Source organism: Mediterraneibacter faecis (genome assembly GCF_055383675.1).
Genome location: NZ_AP043803.1, coordinates 2,020,157 through 2,039,551 on the forward strand (window position 1 = coordinate 2,020,157; position 19,395 = coordinate 2,039,551).

Here is a 19,395-nt window from a genome sequence, read left to right on the forward strand (position 1 = left end):
TTCTCCTAAGAAGCTGTATAGATCAGTGGGATTCTCACAGTAAATGTTGTTCCTTCACCTTCTTCACTAAATACTTTAATCGCACCTCTATGTGCAATCACAGCATTTCGCGCAATTGCAAGTCCAAGTCCCGTTCCTCCGATCTCTCTGGAATGAGATTTATCCACACGGAAGAAACGTTCAAAAACATGCGCCTGATCCTCTTTTGGAATTCCAATTCCTGAATCTTCTACTTTTACATAGAAAAATTTGTGGTCTGCATTCAACGATACATGAACCCATCCATTATCATGATTATACTTTACTGCATTTTCTACCAGATTAGAAATCGCAAGTGACAGTTTTGTCTCATCGATTTCAGCTGTGACCGGCCGAAAACTTTCCATTACGATCTCCACATTCTTTTTCTCTGCAATTGGTTTTAATCTCTTCAAAATCTGTTCCAGAAGTTCATTAATATTAACGGATTCAATATTCAGCGTCTGACCCTTCTTGTCCATCTTCACAAGTGACAAAAGATCTGTAATGATCTTATTCTCACGGTCAATCTCTTTTGCGATATCACCCATGAATTCCTGATACATCTCAACCGGAAGATTCTCCTGCTCCAGAAGTGAATCCGCCAGTACTTTCATTGATGTCATCGGGGTCTTCAGTTCGTGAGATACATTGGATACAAATTCTTCCCTGGAATCATCCAAAAGCTTCAGCCTTCCCATCATCTTATTGATCGCTTCGCTGATACTCTTTGTTTCTGTAAATGTATCCACATGCAGAACATCGTCGCTATACCCTGCACTTACATTCTCGATCGTAGCTGCAATCTGATGTAGCGGACGTACTACACGATCTGCTGCAAACACTGCAACAATCGTCAGAAAAATCATGACAAGACCAATAATCACGCTTCCCTGTGTGTATAATACATCCAGAGAATCCTCAATACTATCGGTTGAAACACTTGCCAGTATTACACCGCGAATCTGATCCTCTCCGGGTATTGTAATCGGTGCAGTCACCTCGATATAATGATTCTTCTTATCATAATTATTCGTGCTCGTCCCCTTCATACAGCGCACTACACTTTCAGATACATCCAGCTTTCCCTCATCCAGACTGTAAGTATCCTTGACTACCCTCAGCAGATCGTCAATCACCATAACTCTTCCGTTATAAATGTTAGTCAGCTGATTCAGACTGTCATTGACCACCTCTTGTGAGGTGTCCTCAAAATAATGACTTGCACTGATCTGATTCGTTAAAATTGTACATTGATTCTGAATTTCTGCTGTTCGAAGTGACACAGCACGTGACTCATAGACTTTTACGATTCCAAATAGTGCTACTACGCTGGGCACAAGCCCGGCAAGGAGCACTATGATAAAAATTCGAAATCTAAGATTGTTAAAGATCTTTTTCTTAAATGAAAATGTATTCTTACCCCTGGAAATAATAACCCACTCCCCACTTTGTATGTACGTATTTTGGTTCACTTGGATTCTGTTCTATCTTCTCTCGTAAACGACGGATATGTACATCTACAGTTCTTGCATCACCCGGATAATCATATCCCCAGATCAGATTCAGCAGATTCTCTCTGCTGTAAACCTTGTTCGGATTCATTGCCAGAAGCTCAAGCACATCAAATTCCTTCGCTGTAAGATTGATCTCTCGTTCTCCGATAAAAACACGGCGTCCTTCGCAATCAATCTTCATATTCCCTTTCACAAGCACCGGACTGCCGGCTGGCTCTTCCTTGCGTTTCGCTGTTCTGCGCATGATTGCCTTGATTCTTGCCTTCACTTCAAGAATATTGAACGGCTTTGTAATATAATCATCCGCACCATATTCCAGACCAAGGATCTTATCCATATCCTCACTCTTGGCAGTCAACATAACAATCGGCATATCTGAAAATTCACGAATCTGCTGACATACCTGGAAACCATCCAGTTTCGGAAGCATGACATCAAGAAGTACAAGATCGTACTCACATCTTCTCGCATATTCTAATGCTTCTTCTCCATCATAAGCACAATCCACTTCCATTCCTTCCTGTTCCAGACTGAACCGGATTCCCTTTACGATTAATTTCTCATCATCAACAACTAATATCTTCTTGCTCATACTCCTCTTTCTGGCCGTTCTTCTGCCTTCCCACTCCTATACCGTAATATCGTCTTTTATCTTATTAAATACGCCATCCTTGATTCCCTCGATCTTCTTGAGATCCTCTATATTCTGAAAGTTTCCATGCTCCTGCCTGTACTTCAGAATACTCTCTGCCTTTGATGCTCCGATTCCACTCAAGGTCATCAATTCTTCTTTCGCGGCTGTATTTATATTAATTTTATCACTGACTGATCCACCTGCATTTCCATTCGGATCTGCCCACTGACCGGAAACAGATTGTGCTGACTCCTCTGCTTCTTCCTGCGTTGGCACATAGATCCGTTCTCCATCACTCAACGCTTCTGCCTGATTGATCCAATCTGCGGCAGCATCTTCTGTCATTCCACCGGCCGCTTCCAATGCTTCATAAATCCGTGCATCTGTCTTCAGTTCGTACACCCCCGGAGCATTCACAGCTCCACATACATGAACATATAACGTCTCCGGCAGTCCTTCTTCTGCATCTGTGCCACCCTGAGATCCTTTTTCTGACTCTGTTTTGGGATTTTGGGAATTCTTTTCTACATCAGATTCCCCCTCCAGTGTGAACTCTTCAAGTTCTTCCGCTGCGTCTTGCTTCTTAGCACAGCCACACAATCCCATGGTCAAAAAAGCCAAAGTTAAAGTCAATACAATTCCTTTTAGCATCTGCCCTTTACGGCATCTGCATAATTTCTTCCATCCGTTCTTCATCCTATTGCCTCACTGTTCTCAGACAGCCAGACTTCCCCTTAATTAAAACCGGACATAAATATTGTAACGAATTTTTCTCAAAAATACAATAGACAATTTAACGCTTTGTTACAGACTTATTACAATATCCGCAAAACTGTCTATTCCCATTGGAAAAGAACAATTCCACCGGCTGCAATCAGCAATCCAATCAGTTTTCTCCATGAAAATGGTTCTTTTTCCATTCCGAACATTCCGGATAATGAGATCAGATAAGCAACCGCCAGCTGGGAAACAACAATGAAAAGTGCTGACCTTGCAGGTCCCAGAGCATCCACACTTTTAATCACAGTCCATGTGATCCCTGCTCCGATCACACCTCCCAGCAACATATAACGCGGCTGGACTTCCATAAGTGCTGTAACAGAGTCTCTTCCTGTTGCCAGCCAGATAAACAAACACAAAAGAAATGCTGAAAGCTGTACCCACCCATTGCTTACCCAGACTCCTGTCGTCTTTGTCACCTGCGTGTTGAACACTCCCTGTACACTCATCAGCGCGCCTGATAGCAGTGCAATCAAAAAACCGGCCATAAGCTCATACCTCCCTATAGAAATAGTATAAGCAAATGCCGGCTTTTTTATGTATAAGATTTCTTATACAAGTGCACGTTTCAGTTTTTCGATCATCTCATCGATATGCTTTTCTTCTACAATCAGCGGTGGAACAAAACGGATGACATTTCCTTGCGCCTGAATGATCAAAAGCCCTTCTTCGATTGTCTTTTTATTTACTTCTGCAAGAGGTTTTGTAATCTCGATTCCCTGCATCAGACCTTTTCCTTTTCTTTTGACAACACAGTCCAGCTCATCCACAAGCTCATCCAGTTTTTTTGTCAGATATGGAGCAACCTGATTCACATGCCCTACAAGATCTTCACGTTCAAAAATCTCGATCACTGTCTTAACGGCTGTACATGCCAATGGATTTCCTCCATAAGTTGCGCCGTGATCTCCCGGCTGAAGAGAATATTTTGCCACTTCTTCCGTCATTGCAAATGCACCGACCGGAATTCCGTTTCCGATTGCCTTTGCCATCGTCAGAATATCCGGTTTTACACCAAATCCCTGCCATGCAAACATATTTCCGGTTCTTCCCATTCCACACTGCACTTCATCACAGATCATCAGGATTCCATTTTCATCACAGATTTTACGGATTCCTTCCATAAATTCCTGTGTTGCAAGATTGATTCCCCCTTCGCCCTGCAGCGGTTCCAAAATAATTGCACAAGTCTTATCATTTACCAGTGCTTTCACACTATCAAGATCATTAAACTCTGCAAATCTCACACCTGGAACAACCGGCTCAAACGGTTCACGATAAGAATCATGTCCTGTCACAGAAACTGCTCCGAAGCTTCTTCCATGAAAAGAATTCTGCATCGCTATAAATTCATATCTTCCTGTCTTCTTCGTATAAGCATATCTTCTGGCTGCTTTCAAGGCACCTTCGTTTGCCTCACCACCACTGTTTGTAAAGAAAACTCTGTCCATTCCGGAAATGCGGTTCAGTTCTTTTGCTGCCTCTCCACAGCTCTCGTGAAAATAAAGATTTGATGTATGGTATAACTTATCAATCTGGTCTTTTAATGCCTGATTCAGTTCTTTATTATCATATCCAAGTCCTGACACAGCAAATCCTGCTGCAAAGTCAAGATATTCTTTTCCTTCTGTATCATACAGATACATTCCTTCTCCGTGATCCAGTGCAATCGGAAATCGATTGTATACATGGATCAGGTTCTCTTCTGCCGCCTGTATTTTACTGTTCACCATCATAATACCTGCTTTCTTTCTGATTTAAAATTGCTGTACCGATTCCTTTGTTTGTAAAGATTTCAAGCAACAGGCAATGTGGGATTCTTCCGTCCAGAATATGTACACGTGACACACCATTTTCAATCGCATCAATACAATTCTGAAGCTTTGGAAGCATTCCACCTCCAATATATCCGTCTGTAATCAATTCCTTGGCTTCTTTGATCTCCAATTCAGAAATCAATGTAGATGGATCTTTCGGATCTTTATAAACTCCTTCAATATCTGTCAGGAACGCAAGCTTCTCAACCTTCATGGCACGAGCAATCGCACAGGCTGCATCATCTGCGTTGATATTATAAGTATTGTATTCCTCATCCATACCAACCGGGCAAATGATCGGAAGGAAATCTTTTTCCAAAAGGTCATACAAAATCTCTGCATTTACTTTCTTGACATCTCCTACGAATCCGATATCCTGTCCGTCTGAAAGCTTCTTCTCAACCTGGAGTAGATTTCCATCCTTTCCACTGATTCCGATCGCACGCACGCCAAGACTCTCTACAAGCTGTACAAGACTCTTATTTACACGACCAAGAACCATCTCAGCAATCTCCATTGTCTCTGCATCTGTCACTCGAAGTCCGTTGATAAACTCTGCTTCTTTTCCAACTTTTCCAACCCACTTGCTGATTTCCTTACCACCGCCATGCACGATGATCGGTTTGAATCCACACAGTTTCAGAAGTGTAACATCCTCGATTACTCTGCGTTTCAGACTTTCATCCACCATGGCACTTCCGCCATATTTTACTACGATGATCTTACGGTTAAAGCGCTGGATATAAGGCAGTGCCTCAATCAGCACCTGCGCTTTATCCAGATATTTCTGCATATTGCTTGTCATTTTTTCTGTCTCCCTTTTTTATCTTTTCAGCGTCTTTAAAGAAATAATAATTTCTCTATAAATCAACTTCTGTAATCCGCATTGATATCAATGTATCCATGTGTCAGGTCACAGCCCCACGCAGTAGCTTCTGCATCTCCGGCTTTTAAGTCAGCAATGGCTGTCACTTTTTCCTGTGAAAGGATCTCTGTTGCCTTTTCTTCGCTATAATCTGTTGCTGTTCCATTAGCAATGATCTGAAGCTTTCCTGCACAGCTCTCGAAGAAAAGATCTACCTGCTCCGGATCAAACTGCGCTCCGGAATATCCCATTGCACAAAGGATTCTTCCCCAGTTTGCATCGTGTCCTGCGATTGCAGCCTTTGTAAGATTCGAGCATACAACAGATTTTGCAAGAACTTTTGCCTGCTCTTTTGTCTGTGCTCCGACAACCTTTACTTCAAAAAGTGCTGTTGCACCTTCTCCGTCTCCCGCCATTGCCTTCGCAAGTGTCTCATTTACATAATGAAGAGCCTCTTTGAACGCATCGAATTCCGGTGTGCCTTCTTTGATCTTCTCATTTCCGGCCATTCCATTCGCGAGAAGAAGTGCTGTATCATTTGTTGAAGTATCTCCGTCAACAGAGATCATGTTATAAGTATCCTCAACATCACTGCTCATTGCTGCCTGAAGTGCTTTTTTGGAAATTTTTGCATCCGTTGTAATAAATGCAAGCATTGTACACATATTCGGATGAATCATTCCGGAACCTTTCGCCATTCCTCCGATCGTTACTTCTGTATCTCCTGCCATAAATGTAACCGCAACTTCTTTTTTCTTCGTATCAGTTGTCATGATTGCTTTTGCAGCTTCTGTTCCACTTGCCAGATCATCTTTCTTTCCCTTGGCAAGTTCTGTAATTCCGGCTTTGATCTTATCGATTGGGATCTGCATTCCGATGACTCCTGTAGAACCTACAAGAACACCTTTCTCATCGATTCCAAGAACTTTTCCTGCCTCTTTTGCTGTCTCTTCACAGTATTTCATACCTTCCTCTCCGGTACACGCATTTGCAATTCCGGAGTTTACAATAACTGCCTGTGATTTCTGTTTGCTCTCTACAATCTGTCTGTCCCACTTCACCGGAGCTGCCTTTACTACATTCGTTGTAAATGTTCCGGCAACTTTACACGGTTTCTCACTGTAAATGATCGCCATATCTGTACGACCCTGGTATTTGATTCCTGCTGCTGTTGCTGCTGCTTCAAATCCCTTTGCTGCGGTAACTCCGCCTTCGATTATCTTCATATGATCTGCTTCCTTTCTACTGTTCATTAAATGCTGTAATATTTTCTTCATTTAAAATAAAATCATAATAATTCACATCAAGTCGTTCCGTCCATCCGATTGTATTCCAAAATGCATTTCCTACATTATTCTGTGCAAATGCGATCAGGCAGACTTTATTAATTTTCTCTTCCTGAAGAGCTTTCATGCTATGTACGACCATGTCTTTTCCGATTCCATGTCTTCGGTATGCCTCATCCACACATACATGATAGAGACTTCCCTGTCTTCCATCATGACCACAGAGAATACTTCCGACGATTTTTCCTTCTTTCACTGCGACAAAACTCGTTGTCGGATTCCGTCGCAGAAACCTTTCGACACCTTCTTTTGAATCGTCGATACTGCGAATTCCGAATCCCCGGATCTTCTTCCACAATTTATATACTTCATCATAATCCTCTATTGTCATTACACGTATCATACATACCACCTTTATCAATATATCCTATGGGAACATCGGAACGAGTTCAAGTCCTTCACTCTCCGGAAGACCAAACAGCAGATTCATATTCTGAACCGCCTGTCCTGCGGCACCTTTTACAAGGTTATCAATAGCTCCCATCATAATGATCCGTCCTGTTCTCTCATCGATCTTAAATCCAATGTCTACATAGTTGCTTCCTTCTACCCATTTGGTCTCCGGACACTGATCTTTCTCTAGAACACGAACAAATTTCTCATCTGCATAATATTTATCATAAATTGCTTTTACTTCTTCATATGTAACTTTTTTTGTAAGCTTTGCATACTCTGTAGCAAGAATTCCACGATTCATCGGAACTAAATGCGGTGTGAAGTTCAATACAACTTTCTCTCCTGCTGCGTATCCAAGCTGTTCTTCTATCTCCGGTGTATGGCGATGTGTAGCTACTCCATATGCTTTGATATTTTCATTCACTTCACAGTAAAGATTCGGAAGCTTTGCTCCTCTTCCTGCTCCTGAAGTTCCAGACTTCGCATCGATGATCAGAGTGCTCATATCGATCAGTCCTTCCTTTGCAAGCGGATATGCTGTCAGGATAGAACATGTTGTATAACATCCCGGATTGGCCACGATACGTGCATCCTTCACTTTGTCCCGGTTGATCTCGCACAATCCATAGACAGCTTCATCAATATACTGCGGTGCTTTGTGTTCGATTTTATACCACTCTTCGTAAACCTTCACATCTTTCAGACGGAAATCTGCACTGAGATCAATGATCTTTGTCTTTGAAAGGATTTCTTCATTAATCAGAGATGCGCACAGTCCCTGCGGAGTTGCTGTGAAGATCACATCTACCTGCTCTGCAAGCTCATCCATGTTATCATCCATGCATTTTGCATCTACAATCTGAAACATGTTTCTATATACATCTGCATATTTCTGATCTACATAACTTCTGGATCCGTACCAGACAATCTCTGCATCTTTATGTCCCATCAATATTCTTACGAGCTCGCCGCCTGCATAACCGGTTGCTCCAATAATTCCGACCTTAATCATCGTTCTCAAGTCCTTTCTTTTACCATTTCCATGGGAGCCAATAGAAGTTCCCTGGGAATTGCATATTTACTGTGCTGTGGTAACGTGTTACCGCAATCATTTCTCCTTATAATATACCACTTTAATCGGGATGTAAAGTATTTCCTGAAATTGAATGTATAAAAATACACTTCCCGTGCTTTACTTGCATAATAATACATCTTTCATGTATAATATGCAAGCGTTTTTTCAAAAAAGTTTGTATATAGTATTTTCCTACTATATAAAGATATATAAAGAAGGCGATGATATTGGCCTAAATATTTTTTTGATTTTCTTCTTATTTCATTCTTTTCATCATATCTTGTATATTTTTTCTTATAGCCTATTGTTTTATGCATTCTTTTTGTTTATTATGTGTGTCTTTATGCATTTTATTCATTTTTTTAAAATAATACTTGCATAATTATAAAATGTGGTGTATAGTATGTTTTAGCTTGTTAAAGCAGAAATCTTTAGAACTCAAGAAACTGAGAAACAGAAATTGATAAAATACATTCAGGAGGCAATAAAATGAGTAAAGAAAAAGTTGTATTAGCATATTCAGGTGGTCTTGATACTACAGCAATTATCCCGTGGCTGAAAGAAACATTTAACTATGACGTTATCTGCTGCTGCATCGATTGTGGACAGGGAGAAGAACTTGACGGACTGGATGAAAGAGCAAAACTTTCCGGAGCTTCTAAATTATATATTGAAAATATCATTGATGAATTCTGTGATGACTTCATCGTTCCTTGCGTAAAGGCCGGAGCTGTTTATGAGAACAAATACCTTCTCGGAACTTCCATGGCTCGTCCGGCAATCGCTAAGAAACTGGTTGAGATTGCACGTAAAGAAGGCGCTGTTGCTATCTGCCATGGTGCAACAGGAAAAGGAAATGACCAGATCCGTTTCGAGCTTGGTATCAAAGCTCTTGCTCCGGACATCAAGATCATCGCTCCATGGCGTATGACAGATGTATGGACAATGCAGTCCCGTGAAGACGAGATTGATTACTGTAAAGCTCATGGAATTGATCTTCCATTTGACGCAAAGCACAGCTACAGCCGTGACCGTAACCTGTGGCACATCAGCCATGAAGGACTTGAACTTGAGAATCCGGCAAATGAGCCAAACTACGATGATCTTCTCGTACTGAGCACAACACCAGAGAAAGCACCAGACAAAGATGAATACGTTACAATGACATTTGAAGCAGGTGTTCCAAAGAGCGTAAACGGAAAAGAGATGAAAGTTTCTGAAATCATCACAGAACTGAACCGTCTCGGAGGAAAACATGGAATCGGAATCGTTGATATCGTTGAGAACCGTGTTGTTGGAATGAAATCACGTGGTGTTTACGAGACTCCTGGTGGAACAATCCTTATGGAAGCACATGACCAGCTTGAAGAGCTCGTTCTCGACCGTGCTACATATGAAGTTAAGAAAGATCTTGGAAATAAATTTGCTCAGATCGTATACGAAGGAAAATGGTATACACCACTTCGTGAAGCAATCCAGGCATTTGTTGATGTTACACAGCAGTATGTAACAGGAGAAGTTAAATTCCGTCTCTATAAAGGAAATATCATCCGTGCCGGAGAGACATCTCCATACTCACTGTACAGCGAATCCCTTGCAAGCTTCACAACAGGAGATCTGTATGATCATCATGACGCTGACGGATTCATCAACCTGTTCGGACTTCCTCTGAAAGTTCGTGCTATGAAAATGCAGGAAGTAGAATCACAGAAGAAGTAAGAGGAATTTGTTGAACTTGGATTCATACAATTAAATCGAATACTTTCATTAGAATGATACGCAAGGACAGCCCTACTATTACCATGGGCACCGGCCCGCTCTACCTCATCCCTTTGAAAGTATGTAACATAAGAGCCAGAACAGTTACCGTGTGTGGTGCCTGTTCTGGCTTTTATTAACATACTGAACAAAGTGTATTTGGAATTATCTCTTACCCCAAAGTTCGTCCGCTTTTGTTTTCCACTCTTTGGCGTAATGTTCACATTTTCCACAGAGGTGTTCTACAGTTTCCGGGGACTGGAGGTCTGTTGATTTTGCGCCGGTTTCGTGTACCATCTGCTGCAGTTTTTCTGGATTTTCGAGCATTGGGCACGGGCGCAGATGATTGTTGTTAAATGGCTGATTGTTATGGTAAGCCATAAACAGTGGCTGGCGTAATGCATCAAGAACGCTTACTTCTTTAATATTTGCGCTTGAATAATGAACAAATACACATGGCTCTGCATCTCCATTTGCATTAATATGGAAGTAATTTCTTCCGCCGGCAATACATCCTCCTACAAACTCTCCATCATTCTGGAAATCGAATGCAAAGAGCTGTTTTCCACCTGTCAATCCACGGATCTCACGGATGCGGTGATACATGTATTCTCTCTGCTCTTTTGTTGGAAGCAGATCCAATGCTGCATCATTTCCAACCGGCATGTAGTGGAAATACCATGCATAGCGACATCCTTTTTCAATGATCATATCAAGGAATTTGTCAGATGTTACAGTTTCAATGTTAGCGCGTGTATAGCAGATTGATGTTCCGAAAATCAAGCCGTATGTTTTCAAAAGATCCATTGCATGCATAACTTTCTGATAAACGCCTTTTCCACGGCGGCCGTCGTTGACTTCCTCATATCCTTCCAGACTGATGGACAAGGACAGATTGCCTACACGCTGCATCTCCTGGCAGAACTCATCATCTACAAGTGTTCCGTTTGTAAATGCATGGAATACACAGTCGTTGTGTTTCTCGCACAAGCGGATGACATCTTTCTTTCTCACGAGAGGCTCTCCGCCTGTCAGCATATAGAGATAAATTCCAAGTTCTTTTCCCTGTGTGATCACACGATCCATATCTTCAAAAGAAAGATTCAAAAGATGTCCGTACTCTGCTGCCCAGCATCCGGTACATTTCAGATTACATGCGCTGGTTGGGTCCATCAGGATCAGCCATGGAATGTTACACTGATATTTTTCACGTGACTCGTGCATTAACTTTGTTCCATAAAGCATTGCGTCAAATCCAAGATTCAATGCTGTTGTCTTAAGGACATGCGGATCTACTTCATCAAAAAGTCTGTTCAGATACTGAACCCATTTGTTGTCCGGATCCTGAATCATCTTTCTTGCAGCTTCATAAGACCCTGGCTGGAAACGATCTTTTGCAAAATTTTCTGTAAGATCTACAAGCTTAAGAAGTGCTTTCGTTCTATCATCTGTCTTGTTCATATATTTAAGTACTTTATCTGCTGCCAAACCAAATGCTGCTCTTTCTGCCTGAAATTTTAATCCTGCCATTTTTTTCACCTTTTCCTTACTTTTCAAGGAACCTTTCTTAAGTATAAGCTATTATTCCATACTTTAGCATTTTCCTTTTTTTCATGTAAGATTCAGATTTTTTTGAATGTGTTGTGGTTTGAACATTTTCTTTCTGTTGTTCTTTTTCGGCTACAAATCATGTGAAATGTATCCGAAATATCAAGAAATCTCAACACTATGTTCTTGAAAAGTCACGTTAAAGAACTGTCAATCTTAGAAACTTTTTTAATCACATTCTCTTTTTTATGGTATAATATTTCCATTGTAGAAAGGATTTGAACAAATGACAGAAGAGAAAAAAGAACTGACAAAAGACCTGCTGACACTCTCTTTCAAGGAACTTATTATGAAGATGCCTTTTGAAAAGATTACAGTTAAGATGATCACCGACGGAGCTGATGTAATCCGTCCGACTTTTTATAAACATTTTCAGGACAAGTATGAAATTCTCGAATATATCCTCGAAAAGGAAATCAAAGATAAAATCCGGGTACTCATTGAAAATGACATGGAAGACAATCTTCTCCGTCTTCTTTTCACCTGTCTTTCTAAAGACAAAGAATTTTATAAGAAACTTTATTTAATCGAAGGAGCCAACTCCTTTGACAATCTGATGTTCCAATTTATTTATGATACATTGCTTACATTATTAAACAAATATCCATTGAAATCACCTGCGAAGCTCCAGATACTCAGCCGCGAGACGATTGCACGCTTTTATACCTTTGGGCTCGCAGATTCTGTAAAATATGCAATCATGCATGATATCACATATACCCCGGAAGAGATTGCAGCTGCTTATGATTATCTGATTCATAACTCTGCATTTGATCTTGTGGAACATCCAAGGATTTAATAATACACAAAGGGCTTAGGAACAATTTTTAGACATATTACCGCTGTCTTCCATTTACTCCTAATTTCATCATAAGCGCTTCTTGAAGAATCTGAGAGAAATTAAGATTCTCTCGAATAGCCGCTTCATTTAACCATTCTGGAATACTGAGCGTCTTTTTTACAGCCCTTGATCTGTGCTTTCTCCGATACTCTGCCATATCAAATTCTATAATTACCAAAATCCCATCTTCGGGATCCACCGTTTCAAATTCTGATGCTTTTGGGATATCAGTTCCTTCATCTTCTATACTGGACAATAACAAACCTAATGCATCTATCGCCATTTCATATGCTTCATCCATGCTATCGCCCTGTGTCATGCATTCAGGAAAATCTGGAAAGCTAACCCAGAAACCGCCTTCTTCTGCTTTATGAAAAACAGCTGGATAAAATAATCTATTCTTCATCAAATAACCTCTCTTTCAAGCGACAGGACTATCTAAGCCCTGCTTGTTTAAGTAATAATACTACGTAAAAATACGTGTGTCAACGTATTTTTACGTATCATTGCAAGGACGCTGGAAATCTTTAACCTTACTATATTTCTCTCCTCTTAGAAACTACGAAATCATAAAGTTAAACATCAAAAATAACGCAGACAATATCTCTACCATCTGCGCCATTTCTCATTTATTCGAATTATTTCATTACAATATTGATAATCTTCTTCGGAACATAGATCTCCTTGATCACATTTCCTGTCAGCTTATCAGCGATTGCCTCTTTACCTGCTGCGATTGCATCATCTTTAGAGATATCAGCTGGAATCTCGATTACAGCTTTTGTCTTACCGTTGATCTGAACCGGAATCTTGATCTCATCATCTTTCATCTCGTTCTCATCATATTTTGGCCATCCTGCATTGAAGATTGTCTCTTCATGTCCAAGCTGCTCCCACATCTCTTCTGCAAAGTGTGGTGCGAATGGAGAAAGAAGTACTGCGATTGTCTCGAGTGTCTCTTTGTCGATTCCGCCCTCTTTCTTTGCAATTTCCATGAACTTGTTGTTATATTCCATAAATCCGGAAATAACTGTATTCAGGCTGAAGCTTTCAAGTCTTGTTGTGATGTCATAAACCATTCTGTGACGAAGTTTGATCATCTCTTTTGTAGGCTGAATATCCTTCTCTTTGCTATCCATAAGGATGTTCCAGAGACGTTTCAGGAAACGGTTTACACCGTCAATTCCACGGTCATCCCACTCTGCATCCAGCTCCGGTGGTCCTACGAAGAGCTCATACATTCTCAGGGAGTCACATCCGTAATCACGTACGAGATCATCCGGTGATACAACATTTCCTTTAGACTTACTCATCTTAATTCCGTTCTTACCTGTGATCATTCCTTGATTAAACAGTTTGCGGAACGGCTCATCAAAGTCAATTGCTCCGATATCGCACAGGAATTTTGTATAGAATCTGGAGTACAGAAGGTGAAGTACAGCATGTTCTACACCACCGATGTACATATCTACCGGAAGCATCTCGTCTGCTTTCTCTCTGGAAACGAGTGCTTCTGAATTATGATTATCTACATAACGCAGGAAATACCAGGAGGAGCCTGCCCACTGTGGCATTGTGTTTGTCTCTCTCTTGGAATCGCTTCCACAAACCGGACACTTGCAGTTTACCCACTCATCGATTGCAGCAAGCGGTGACTCACCTGTTCCTGTTGGCTCGTAGGAATCTACCTCCGGCAGACGAAGCGGGAGTTCTTCTTCCGGCACCGGAACATTTCCACACTTCGGGCAGTGAATGATCGGGATTGGCTCTCCCCAATAACGCTGACGGGAGAATACCCAGTCACGCAGCTTGTAGTTTACTGTTGCGCGTCCGATTCCCATCTCTTCAATCATATGCGGAGCTTCTTTCTTAAGCACAGAAGACTCCATACCATTCCACTCACCGGAGTTGATCATTGTTCCGACCGCATCTGTATATGCCTCTGTCATATTCTCGATCTCTTCTCCGTCTTTTGCGATAACCTGAATGATCGGAATATTGAATTTTGTTGCGAACTCGAAGTCACGGTCATCATGTGCAGGTACACACATGATTGCTCCTGTACCGTAGTCAGCCAGTACATAATCAGACAGCCAGATTGGTGTCTTTGCACCATTCAGTGGGTTGATCGCATAGCTTCCTGTGAAGACACCTGTCTTCTCCTTATCCTGCATACGGTCAACATTGGACTTCATAGATGCATCATAAATGTATTTTTCTACAGCTTCTCTTGTCTCATCTGTTGCGAGAGATGCTGCCAGTTCATGTTCAGGAGCAAGTACCATAAATGTAGCTCCGTGAAGTGTATCCGGTCTTGTCGTATAAACAGTGATTTTCTCCTCTCTTCCTTCTACCGGGAAGTCAACTTCTGCACCGTAAGATTTTCCAATCCAGTCAGCCTGCATCTTCTTAACCTTCTCCGGCCAGTCAAGTTTATCAAGATCATTCAACAGACGGTCTGCATATTTTGTGATACGAAGCATCCACTGACGAAGGTTCTTCTTTGTAACCTCTGCACCGCAACGCTCACATTTACCATTCACAACCTCTTCGTTTGCAAGACCTGTCTTACATGACGGACACCAGTTGATCGGGAACTCTTTCTCATAAGCAAGACCTTCCTTGAACATCTTCACGAAGATCCACTGTGTCCACTTGTAGAACTCAGGATCTGTTGTATTTACTTCCATATCCCAGTCATACAGTGCTGCAATATCATTGATCTGTCTCTTGATGTTCGTGATGTTCGCCTCTGTTGATTTTGCCGGGTGAACGCCCATCTTGATCGCATAGTTCTCAGCCGGAAGACCGAAAGCATCCCATCCCATTGGATGAACAATGTAATATCCCTGCTGTAATTTATAGCGGCTCCATACATCAGAGATTACATATCCTCTCCAATGCCCTACATGAAGACCATTTCCTGATGGATACGGGAACATATCCAGGCAGTAATATTTTGGCTTCTTGTTTCCGTCTTTTCCATTTCTTGGATTGACCGGTGTCTCTTCCCATTTCTCACGCCATTTTTTCTCAATGGCTTTGTGATTGTAAACAATCTTTGTACCCATGTACGTAATTCCTCTCTTTCATCAATATAAAGAAAGCCTCTTCTTCTCATATATTCAAGAGACGAAAAGGCTTTAATTCCGTGGTACCACTCTTATTCATCCGGCTCAACGCCAAATGCACTCATTTATTCTATAACGGGAACTCCCGCCTTCAGCTAATCAATATAACATCTTTTCACCGAAAGAACTCCGAGGTCAGTTCAAAGTCTGTGCTGCTGCCTCACACCTGCCGACAGCTCTCTGAAAAGCATCTTTTCCTTCTACTACTCCTCATCTGCGTTTTTACAATATACCTACTTATTATAAAAACTATATGAATATAAGTCAAGGCTTTTTTCCGCTTAAAGTCCTCTTTTTATTGCCGGTTTCCATTCTACAACCTGTCCCTGTTCCAGTGATTTCTTCACATCAATCAAGCGCTGATTTTCCGAACCTCTGAACAGCAGTGTAATATTTTTCTTATCTTCCTCAAATCTTCCATCCACAAGTACGTCCAGCATAGAAAGCATCTCATCTGTATACTCACATCTTGCCCTGCTTTCTTTCTTCAGTTCCTCATCGAACAAATAACCGCTGTAACACCAGATGTTCTTCTCCGGATAACGTTCCTTCACTTTTCTTAAAAGCTTCACAAGCACTTCCTGATTCTCCGGTTCGAATGGTTCGCCACCAAGCAATGACAGTCCATCAATATAATTCGGCTTCAACGCTTCCAGAATCTCTTCTTCTGTTTCTTCCGTAAATTTCTTTCCATAATTAAAATCCCATGTCATACTGTTAAAACATCCCTTACAATGATGCCTGCAGCCTGACACGAAAAGGGCAACACGAACACCCTCTCCATTTGCAATATCACATTTTTTAATTTCTCCGTAGTTCACTTTGAATCCTCTTTTCTATTTCTTATTAATATCAGGATCACATCTTCCCATGTTATTTCTTCAGTTGGTTCGAAATTGTCCTTATGAGACTGTCTATCTCTATCGGCTTTGTCAGATGTGCATTCATCCCTGCTGCCAGAGATGCCTGCATATCTTCCGCAAAAGCATTTGCTGTCATGGCAATGATTGGAATCTTTTCTCCATCTGGACGATCTTTCATGCTCCTTATTCTTCTCGTTGCTTCATAACCATCCATCTCCGGCATCATAATATCCATAAGAATTGCATCAAAACTCCCTTCCGGATGAGCAGCAAACAGATTCAACGCCTCTTTTCCATTTTCAGCCCTGACATATTGTATTCCTTTATCTTGAAGCAACGTTTCCAGAATCTCCGCATTCAGCTCATTATCTTCTGCAATCAAAACACACTTTCCCTGTAACTGCATTTCAGAATTCTTTTGATCCGTCTGATCTGAGTTCTCCATTTCGTTAACAGATAGAATTTCCATCGGTAACTCTACAACAAATGTGGTTCCCTCGCCAAGCTTACTTTCAACCTGAATTGTCCCACCCATCGCATCAATGTAATGCTTTGTGATCGCCATGCCAAGTCCTGTCCCTTTATACTGTGTTCTTGCTCCAGACCGTTCCTGTGAAAATTCATCAAAAACATGAGGAAGGAACTCACTGCTCATTCCACGCCCCGTATCGGTAATGATATACTTCACTATTATATGCTTTTCATCTTCCCCTGGATTTATCTTCATAATAAATGAAATCGTACCACCAGCATCTGTAAATTTCACTGCATTTCCAAGAATATTGACCAATACTTCCTGAATACGAAGTGGGTCTGTAAGTACCATACACTTCTGATTTGAAAATGGTATCTCTGTATGAAAGATCAATTCTTTTTCACCAGTCAATCCCTGTATGATATCTCGTACCTTGTCTGCTGCAGAATACAGTTCTGTCGGAACAGGGGTATAAACCGGCTTCCCATTCTCTATCCTGCTGATATCAAGTACGTCACTGATCAATGACAGTAAATGTTCTGAACTATTTGAAATCTTCTGCAAACAGTCTCCTACTTCTGCATTTGAATTCTGTTTCATCGCAATTTTAGTAAATCCGACTATCGCATTCATCGGTGTTCGGATATCGTGCGACATGCTATGCAGAAATTGGCTTTTCGCCTGTGTTGCTGCCTGCGCCTCAGCTACCGCCTCTTCTAACTGATGATTGCTTTTTTCCAGCTCTGCATATCTGCGCCGCGCATAAACAGTACGAATCCTCACCAGTATCGCAAGCATAATAACTACTGAGATACTAAAAACAGCAAGGATCACTTTACCATACAATTTCCAAAATCCATCTTTCTGATTGATCACTTCCGCAACATTCGGTATCAGATTTTTAGAAATATTAAATTCATCTAACACTTGTTGGTCCAGATAATATTCATTCGGACTTTCATCCATCATTGATATCTCAGATAAATCAGTGCCTTTAAATATCTCCATAACCATTTGCGCAGCAATCTCACCAGATTTCCTATGTGATACAATATTTCCGCCTAAAACGCCTTCACCGATTCCCGCCTGAACAAAACGAAAAACCGGAACCTTTGCATATTCCTTTATAATCTGGCAAACCTGTTCATTCGTATAGATATTTCCATTCACATCTTCCGAAAGAATCAGGTAAATTAAAATAGTATCCTTATCTATCGCAGAAATACGGTCAAGAATCTGCTGCTGTGTCAGCAGTGAACCATTGATCACATCAAACGTGAACTCTGGATATTCCTCTTCCTGGGCATAAAATTGCTGCTGCTCACCAATTCCTGTCACTGTATTATCTACAATTGCCACAATATTTTTTGCCTGTGGTTCAATCTTCTTTGCAAATTCCAAATTTTCTTTATAAGAAAACCTTTCGATCACACCTGTAACAAACGGATCCTGACTCACCTCTTTGGCATATTCAATATTATTAATCCCCTCAAACACGATCGGAGTTTTGTAGAATAATTCATCCTTATATAACATAGCAAAAACAAGTGCCGCATCATCACCTGCGATCACCGCATCATACTCCCCGTCATGCTGCTCTTTATAGCGTAATTTATCATAAAGCAGTTGTTCCGCCATTTCAGTGTTTATTTGTTTTGTATCCATAAATTCAATATCCAAAGAAATATTTGAATCCAACTTCGACTGAATTCCTTCTATCTGTGAAGGAACCGTAGACCAATTATAAGAATAAGAACTGATAAATAAAAGTCTGTGATTTTTCTGCGCACTTAACGAATTTTTGTTTTTCGCTAAAACGGATATAGGACAGCATAAAATAATCAAAAGTAATGTTACCATTAAAATCTTACTGTAATTTCGTTTTTTATGCATCTTTTTTCCAAAGCTGTCCATCCGAAAGCACCTCTCTCACTATAATAAGTTGCAATAATATAAAGCTTCTCTGTTCGTAAAAAATTTGCACAATTATCTTTACGCATAAAGCTTTTTATTCTTGATTCTATCATAACACAATTCTCTTTTTTTGTGTAAAAAGATGTTGTAAGTTATTATCAAAACGCATTGAATATTGTACATAAATATGTTATTCTATTTCAAAGCATATTTTCTAAAACATCTAAATTCATATAAAAGTTTCATTACAGGTAGAACGTACCTGCCAAATCAGAAAATTCATGCTTTTAAAATCCATTATTTAAAGCAGAGGTTTTCTGATAGAGAGAACTTCTGTGAAAATCACATAAGGAGGTC

The 19,395-nt window shown here is 40.7% G+C and carries 17 protein-coding genes and 1 other annotated feature; of the genes, 2 read left to right on the forward strand and 15 right to left on the reverse strand.

The features are described 5' to 3' along the window. Positions 1 to 5: 5 nt before the first annotated feature. From ACZ47Z_RS09565 to argC, 9 genes are all read right to left on the reverse strand, one after another. Entirely contained in the window at positions 6 to 1,493 is a 1,488-nt protein-coding gene (locus ACZ47Z_RS09565; protein WP_464525522.1) for a sensor histidine kinase, read from the reverse strand. Next, the gene (locus ACZ47Z_RS09570) at positions 1,438 to 2,127 is read right to left on the reverse strand and encodes a response regulator transcription factor (RefSeq protein WP_015529686.1); all 690 of its coding nucleotides are present in this window, start codon (positions 2,125 to 2,127) and stop codon (positions 1,438 to 1,440) included. The genes ACZ47Z_RS09565 and ACZ47Z_RS09570 overlap by 56 nt, the downstream gene beginning before the upstream one ends. 36 nt (positions 2,128 to 2,163) lie before the next feature. Further along, complete coding sequence (locus ACZ47Z_RS09575) at positions 2,164 to 2,865, reverse strand: helix-hairpin-helix domain-containing protein (protein ID WP_464525523.1); 702 nt, start codon at positions 2,863 to 2,865, stop codon at positions 2,164 to 2,166. A 140-nt stretch (positions 2,866 to 3,005) separates the two neighbouring features. Beyond that, positions 3,006 to 3,437 carry a DMT family transporter gene (locus tag ACZ47Z_RS09580; protein WP_054753909.1) on the reverse strand — a complete coding sequence of 144 codons (432 nt, stop codon included), beginning with the start codon at positions 3,435 to 3,437 and terminating at the stop codon, positions 3,006 to 3,008. A 63-nt stretch (positions 3,438 to 3,500) separates the two neighbouring features. Next, complete coding sequence (locus tag ACZ47Z_RS09585) at positions 3,501 to 4,682, reverse strand: aspartate aminotransferase family protein (RefSeq protein ID WP_181966411.1); 1,182 nt, start codon at positions 4,680 to 4,682, stop codon at positions 3,501 to 3,503. After that, positions 4,669 to 5,571 (reverse strand): acetylglutamate kinase, encoded by a 903-nt coding sequence (gene argB / locus ACZ47Z_RS09590; RefSeq protein ID WP_054753907.1) that lies wholly within the window; start codon positions 5,569 to 5,571, stop codon positions 4,669 to 4,671. Before argB ends, ACZ47Z_RS09585 begins: the two co-directional genes overlap by 14 nt. A 62-nt stretch (positions 5,572 to 5,633) precedes the next feature. Further along, positions 5,634 to 6,857: a bifunctional glutamate N-acetyltransferase/amino-acid acetyltransferase ArgJ gene (gene argJ / locus ACZ47Z_RS09595; RefSeq protein WP_464525524.1), complete on the reverse strand. Its 1,224-nt coding sequence runs from the start codon at positions 6,855 to 6,857 to the stop codon at positions 5,634 to 5,636. 16 nt (positions 6,858 to 6,873) lie between these two features. Beyond that, positions 6,874 to 7,320, reverse strand: coding sequence for a GNAT family N-acetyltransferase (locus tag ACZ47Z_RS09600; protein ID WP_020435716.1), 447 nt, complete (start codon positions 7,318 to 7,320; stop codon positions 6,874 to 6,876). Positions 7,321 to 7,344: 24 nt separating this feature from the next. Continuing rightward, on the reverse strand, positions 7,345 to 8,385 hold the full coding sequence (gene argC, locus ACZ47Z_RS09605; RefSeq protein ID WP_015529679.1) for an N-acetyl-gamma-glutamyl-phosphate reductase: 1,041 nt from the start codon (positions 8,383 to 8,385) through the stop codon (positions 7,345 to 7,347). Positions 8,386 to 8,937: 552 nt separating this feature from the next. On the opposite strand from argC, the gene ACZ47Z_RS09610 reads away from it, so the two are divergent. Continuing rightward, positions 8,938 to 10,167 (forward strand): argininosuccinate synthase, encoded by a 1,230-nt coding sequence (locus ACZ47Z_RS09610; RefSeq protein WP_015529678.1) that lies wholly within the window; start codon positions 8,938 to 8,940, stop codon positions 10,165 to 10,167. 204 nt (positions 10,168 to 10,371) lie between these two features. On the opposite strand, the gene ACZ47Z_RS09615 is transcribed toward ACZ47Z_RS09610, so the two are convergent. Beyond that, positions 10,372 to 11,736: a radical SAM/SPASM domain-containing protein gene (locus tag ACZ47Z_RS09615; protein WP_464525525.1), complete on the reverse strand. Its 1,365-nt coding sequence runs from the start codon at positions 11,734 to 11,736 to the stop codon at positions 10,372 to 10,374. A 304-nt stretch (positions 11,737 to 12,040) separates the two neighbouring features. On the opposite strand from ACZ47Z_RS09615, the gene ACZ47Z_RS09620 reads away from it, so the two are divergent. Then, entirely contained in the window at positions 12,041 to 12,613 is a 573-nt protein-coding gene (locus ACZ47Z_RS09620; RefSeq protein ID WP_117827461.1) for a TetR/AcrR family transcriptional regulator C-terminal domain-containing protein, read from the forward strand. Between the two features lie 37 nt (positions 12,614 to 12,650). On the opposite strand, the gene ACZ47Z_RS09625 is transcribed toward ACZ47Z_RS09620, so the two are convergent. The 5 genes from ACZ47Z_RS09625 to ACZ47Z_RS09645 form a co-directional block, all read right to left on the reverse strand. Then, positions 12,651 to 13,061 carry a type II toxin-antitoxin system HicB family antitoxin gene (locus ACZ47Z_RS09625; RefSeq protein WP_054753901.1) on the reverse strand — a complete coding sequence of 137 codons (411 nt, stop codon included), beginning with the start codon at positions 13,059 to 13,061 and terminating at the stop codon, positions 12,651 to 12,653. Positions 13,062 to 13,293: 232 nt separating this feature from the next. Then, positions 13,294 to 15,726 carry a leucine--tRNA ligase gene (leuS, locus tag ACZ47Z_RS09630; RefSeq protein ID WP_054753899.1) on the reverse strand — a complete coding sequence of 811 codons (2,433 nt, stop codon included), beginning with the start codon at positions 15,724 to 15,726 and terminating at the stop codon, positions 13,294 to 13,296. 54 nt (positions 15,727 to 15,780) lie between these two features. Further along, positions 15,781 to 16,012: a binding site (T-box leader), on the reverse strand. A 55-nt stretch (positions 16,013 to 16,067) separates the two neighbouring features. Next, positions 16,068 to 16,607, reverse strand: coding sequence for an anaerobic ribonucleoside-triphosphate reductase activating protein (gene nrdG / locus ACZ47Z_RS09635; protein WP_054753896.1), 540 nt, complete (start codon positions 16,605 to 16,607; stop codon positions 16,068 to 16,070). A 52-nt stretch (positions 16,608 to 16,659) separates the two neighbouring features. After that, the gene (locus tag ACZ47Z_RS09640) at positions 16,660 to 18,789 is read right to left on the reverse strand and encodes an ABC transporter substrate binding protein (RefSeq protein WP_226870846.1); all 2,130 of its coding nucleotides are present in this window, start codon (positions 18,787 to 18,789) and stop codon (positions 16,660 to 16,662) included. Between the two features lie 194 nt (positions 18,790 to 18,983). Continuing rightward, on the reverse strand, positions 18,984 to 19,151 hold the full coding sequence (locus ACZ47Z_RS09645) for a hypothetical protein (RefSeq protein WP_464525526.1): 168 nt from the start codon (positions 19,149 to 19,151) through the stop codon (positions 18,984 to 18,986). Positions 19,152 to 19,395: the final 244 nt, after the last annotated feature.

Coding starts and splice junctions, on each gene's coding strand:
- ACZ47Z_RS09570 (WP_015529686.1), bottom strand. CDS start 2,127: ATGAGCAAGAAGATATTAGTTGTTGATGATGAGAAATTAATCGTAAAG.
- ACZ47Z_RS09575 (WP_464525523.1), bottom strand. CDS start 2,865: ATGAAGAACGGATGGAAGAAATTATGCAGATGCCGTAAAGGGCAGATG.
- ACZ47Z_RS09580 (WP_054753909.1), bottom strand. CDS start 3,437: ATGGCCGGTTTTTTGATTGCACTGCTATCAGGCGCGCTGATGAGTGTA.
- ACZ47Z_RS09585 (WP_181966411.1), bottom strand. CDS start 4,682: ATGGTGAACAGTAAAATACAGGCGGCAGAAGAGAACCTGATCCATGTA.
- argB (WP_054753907.1), bottom strand. CDS start 5,571: ATGACAAGCAATATGCAGAAATATCTGGATAAAGCGCAGGTGCTGATT.
- argJ (WP_464525524.1), bottom strand. CDS start 6,857: ATGAAGATAATCGAAGGCGGAGTTACCGCAGCAAAGGGATTTGAAGCA.
- ACZ47Z_RS09600 (WP_020435716.1), bottom strand. CDS start 7,320: ATGATACGTGTAATGACAATAGAGGATTATGATGAAGTATATAAATTG.
- argC (WP_015529679.1), bottom strand. CDS start 8,385: ATGATTAAGGTCGGAATTATTGGAGCAACCGGTTATGCAGGCGGCGAG.
- ACZ47Z_RS09610 (WP_015529678.1), top strand. CDS start 8,938: ATGAGTAAAGAAAAAGTTGTATTAGCATATTCAGGTGGTCTTGATACT.
- ACZ47Z_RS09615 (WP_464525525.1), bottom strand. CDS start 11,736: ATGGCAGGATTAAAATTTCAGGCAGAAAGAGCAGCATTTGGTTTGGCA.
- ACZ47Z_RS09620 (WP_117827461.1), top strand. CDS start 12,041: ATGACAGAAGAGAAAAAAGAACTGACAAAAGACCTGCTGACACTCTCT.
- ACZ47Z_RS09625 (WP_054753901.1), bottom strand. CDS start 13,061: ATGAAGAATAGATTATTTTATCCAGCTGTTTTTCATAAAGCAGAAGAA.
- leuS (WP_054753899.1), bottom strand. CDS start 15,726: ATGGGTACAAAGATTGTTTACAATCACAAAGCCATTGAGAAAAAATGG.
- ACZ47Z_RS09640 (WP_226870846.1), bottom strand. CDS start 18,789: ATGGATACAAAACAAATAAACACTGAAATGGCGGAACAACTGCTTTAT.
- ACZ47Z_RS09645 (WP_464525526.1), bottom strand. CDS start 19,151: ATGATAGAATCAAGAATAAAAAGCTTTATGCGTAAAGATAATTGTGCA.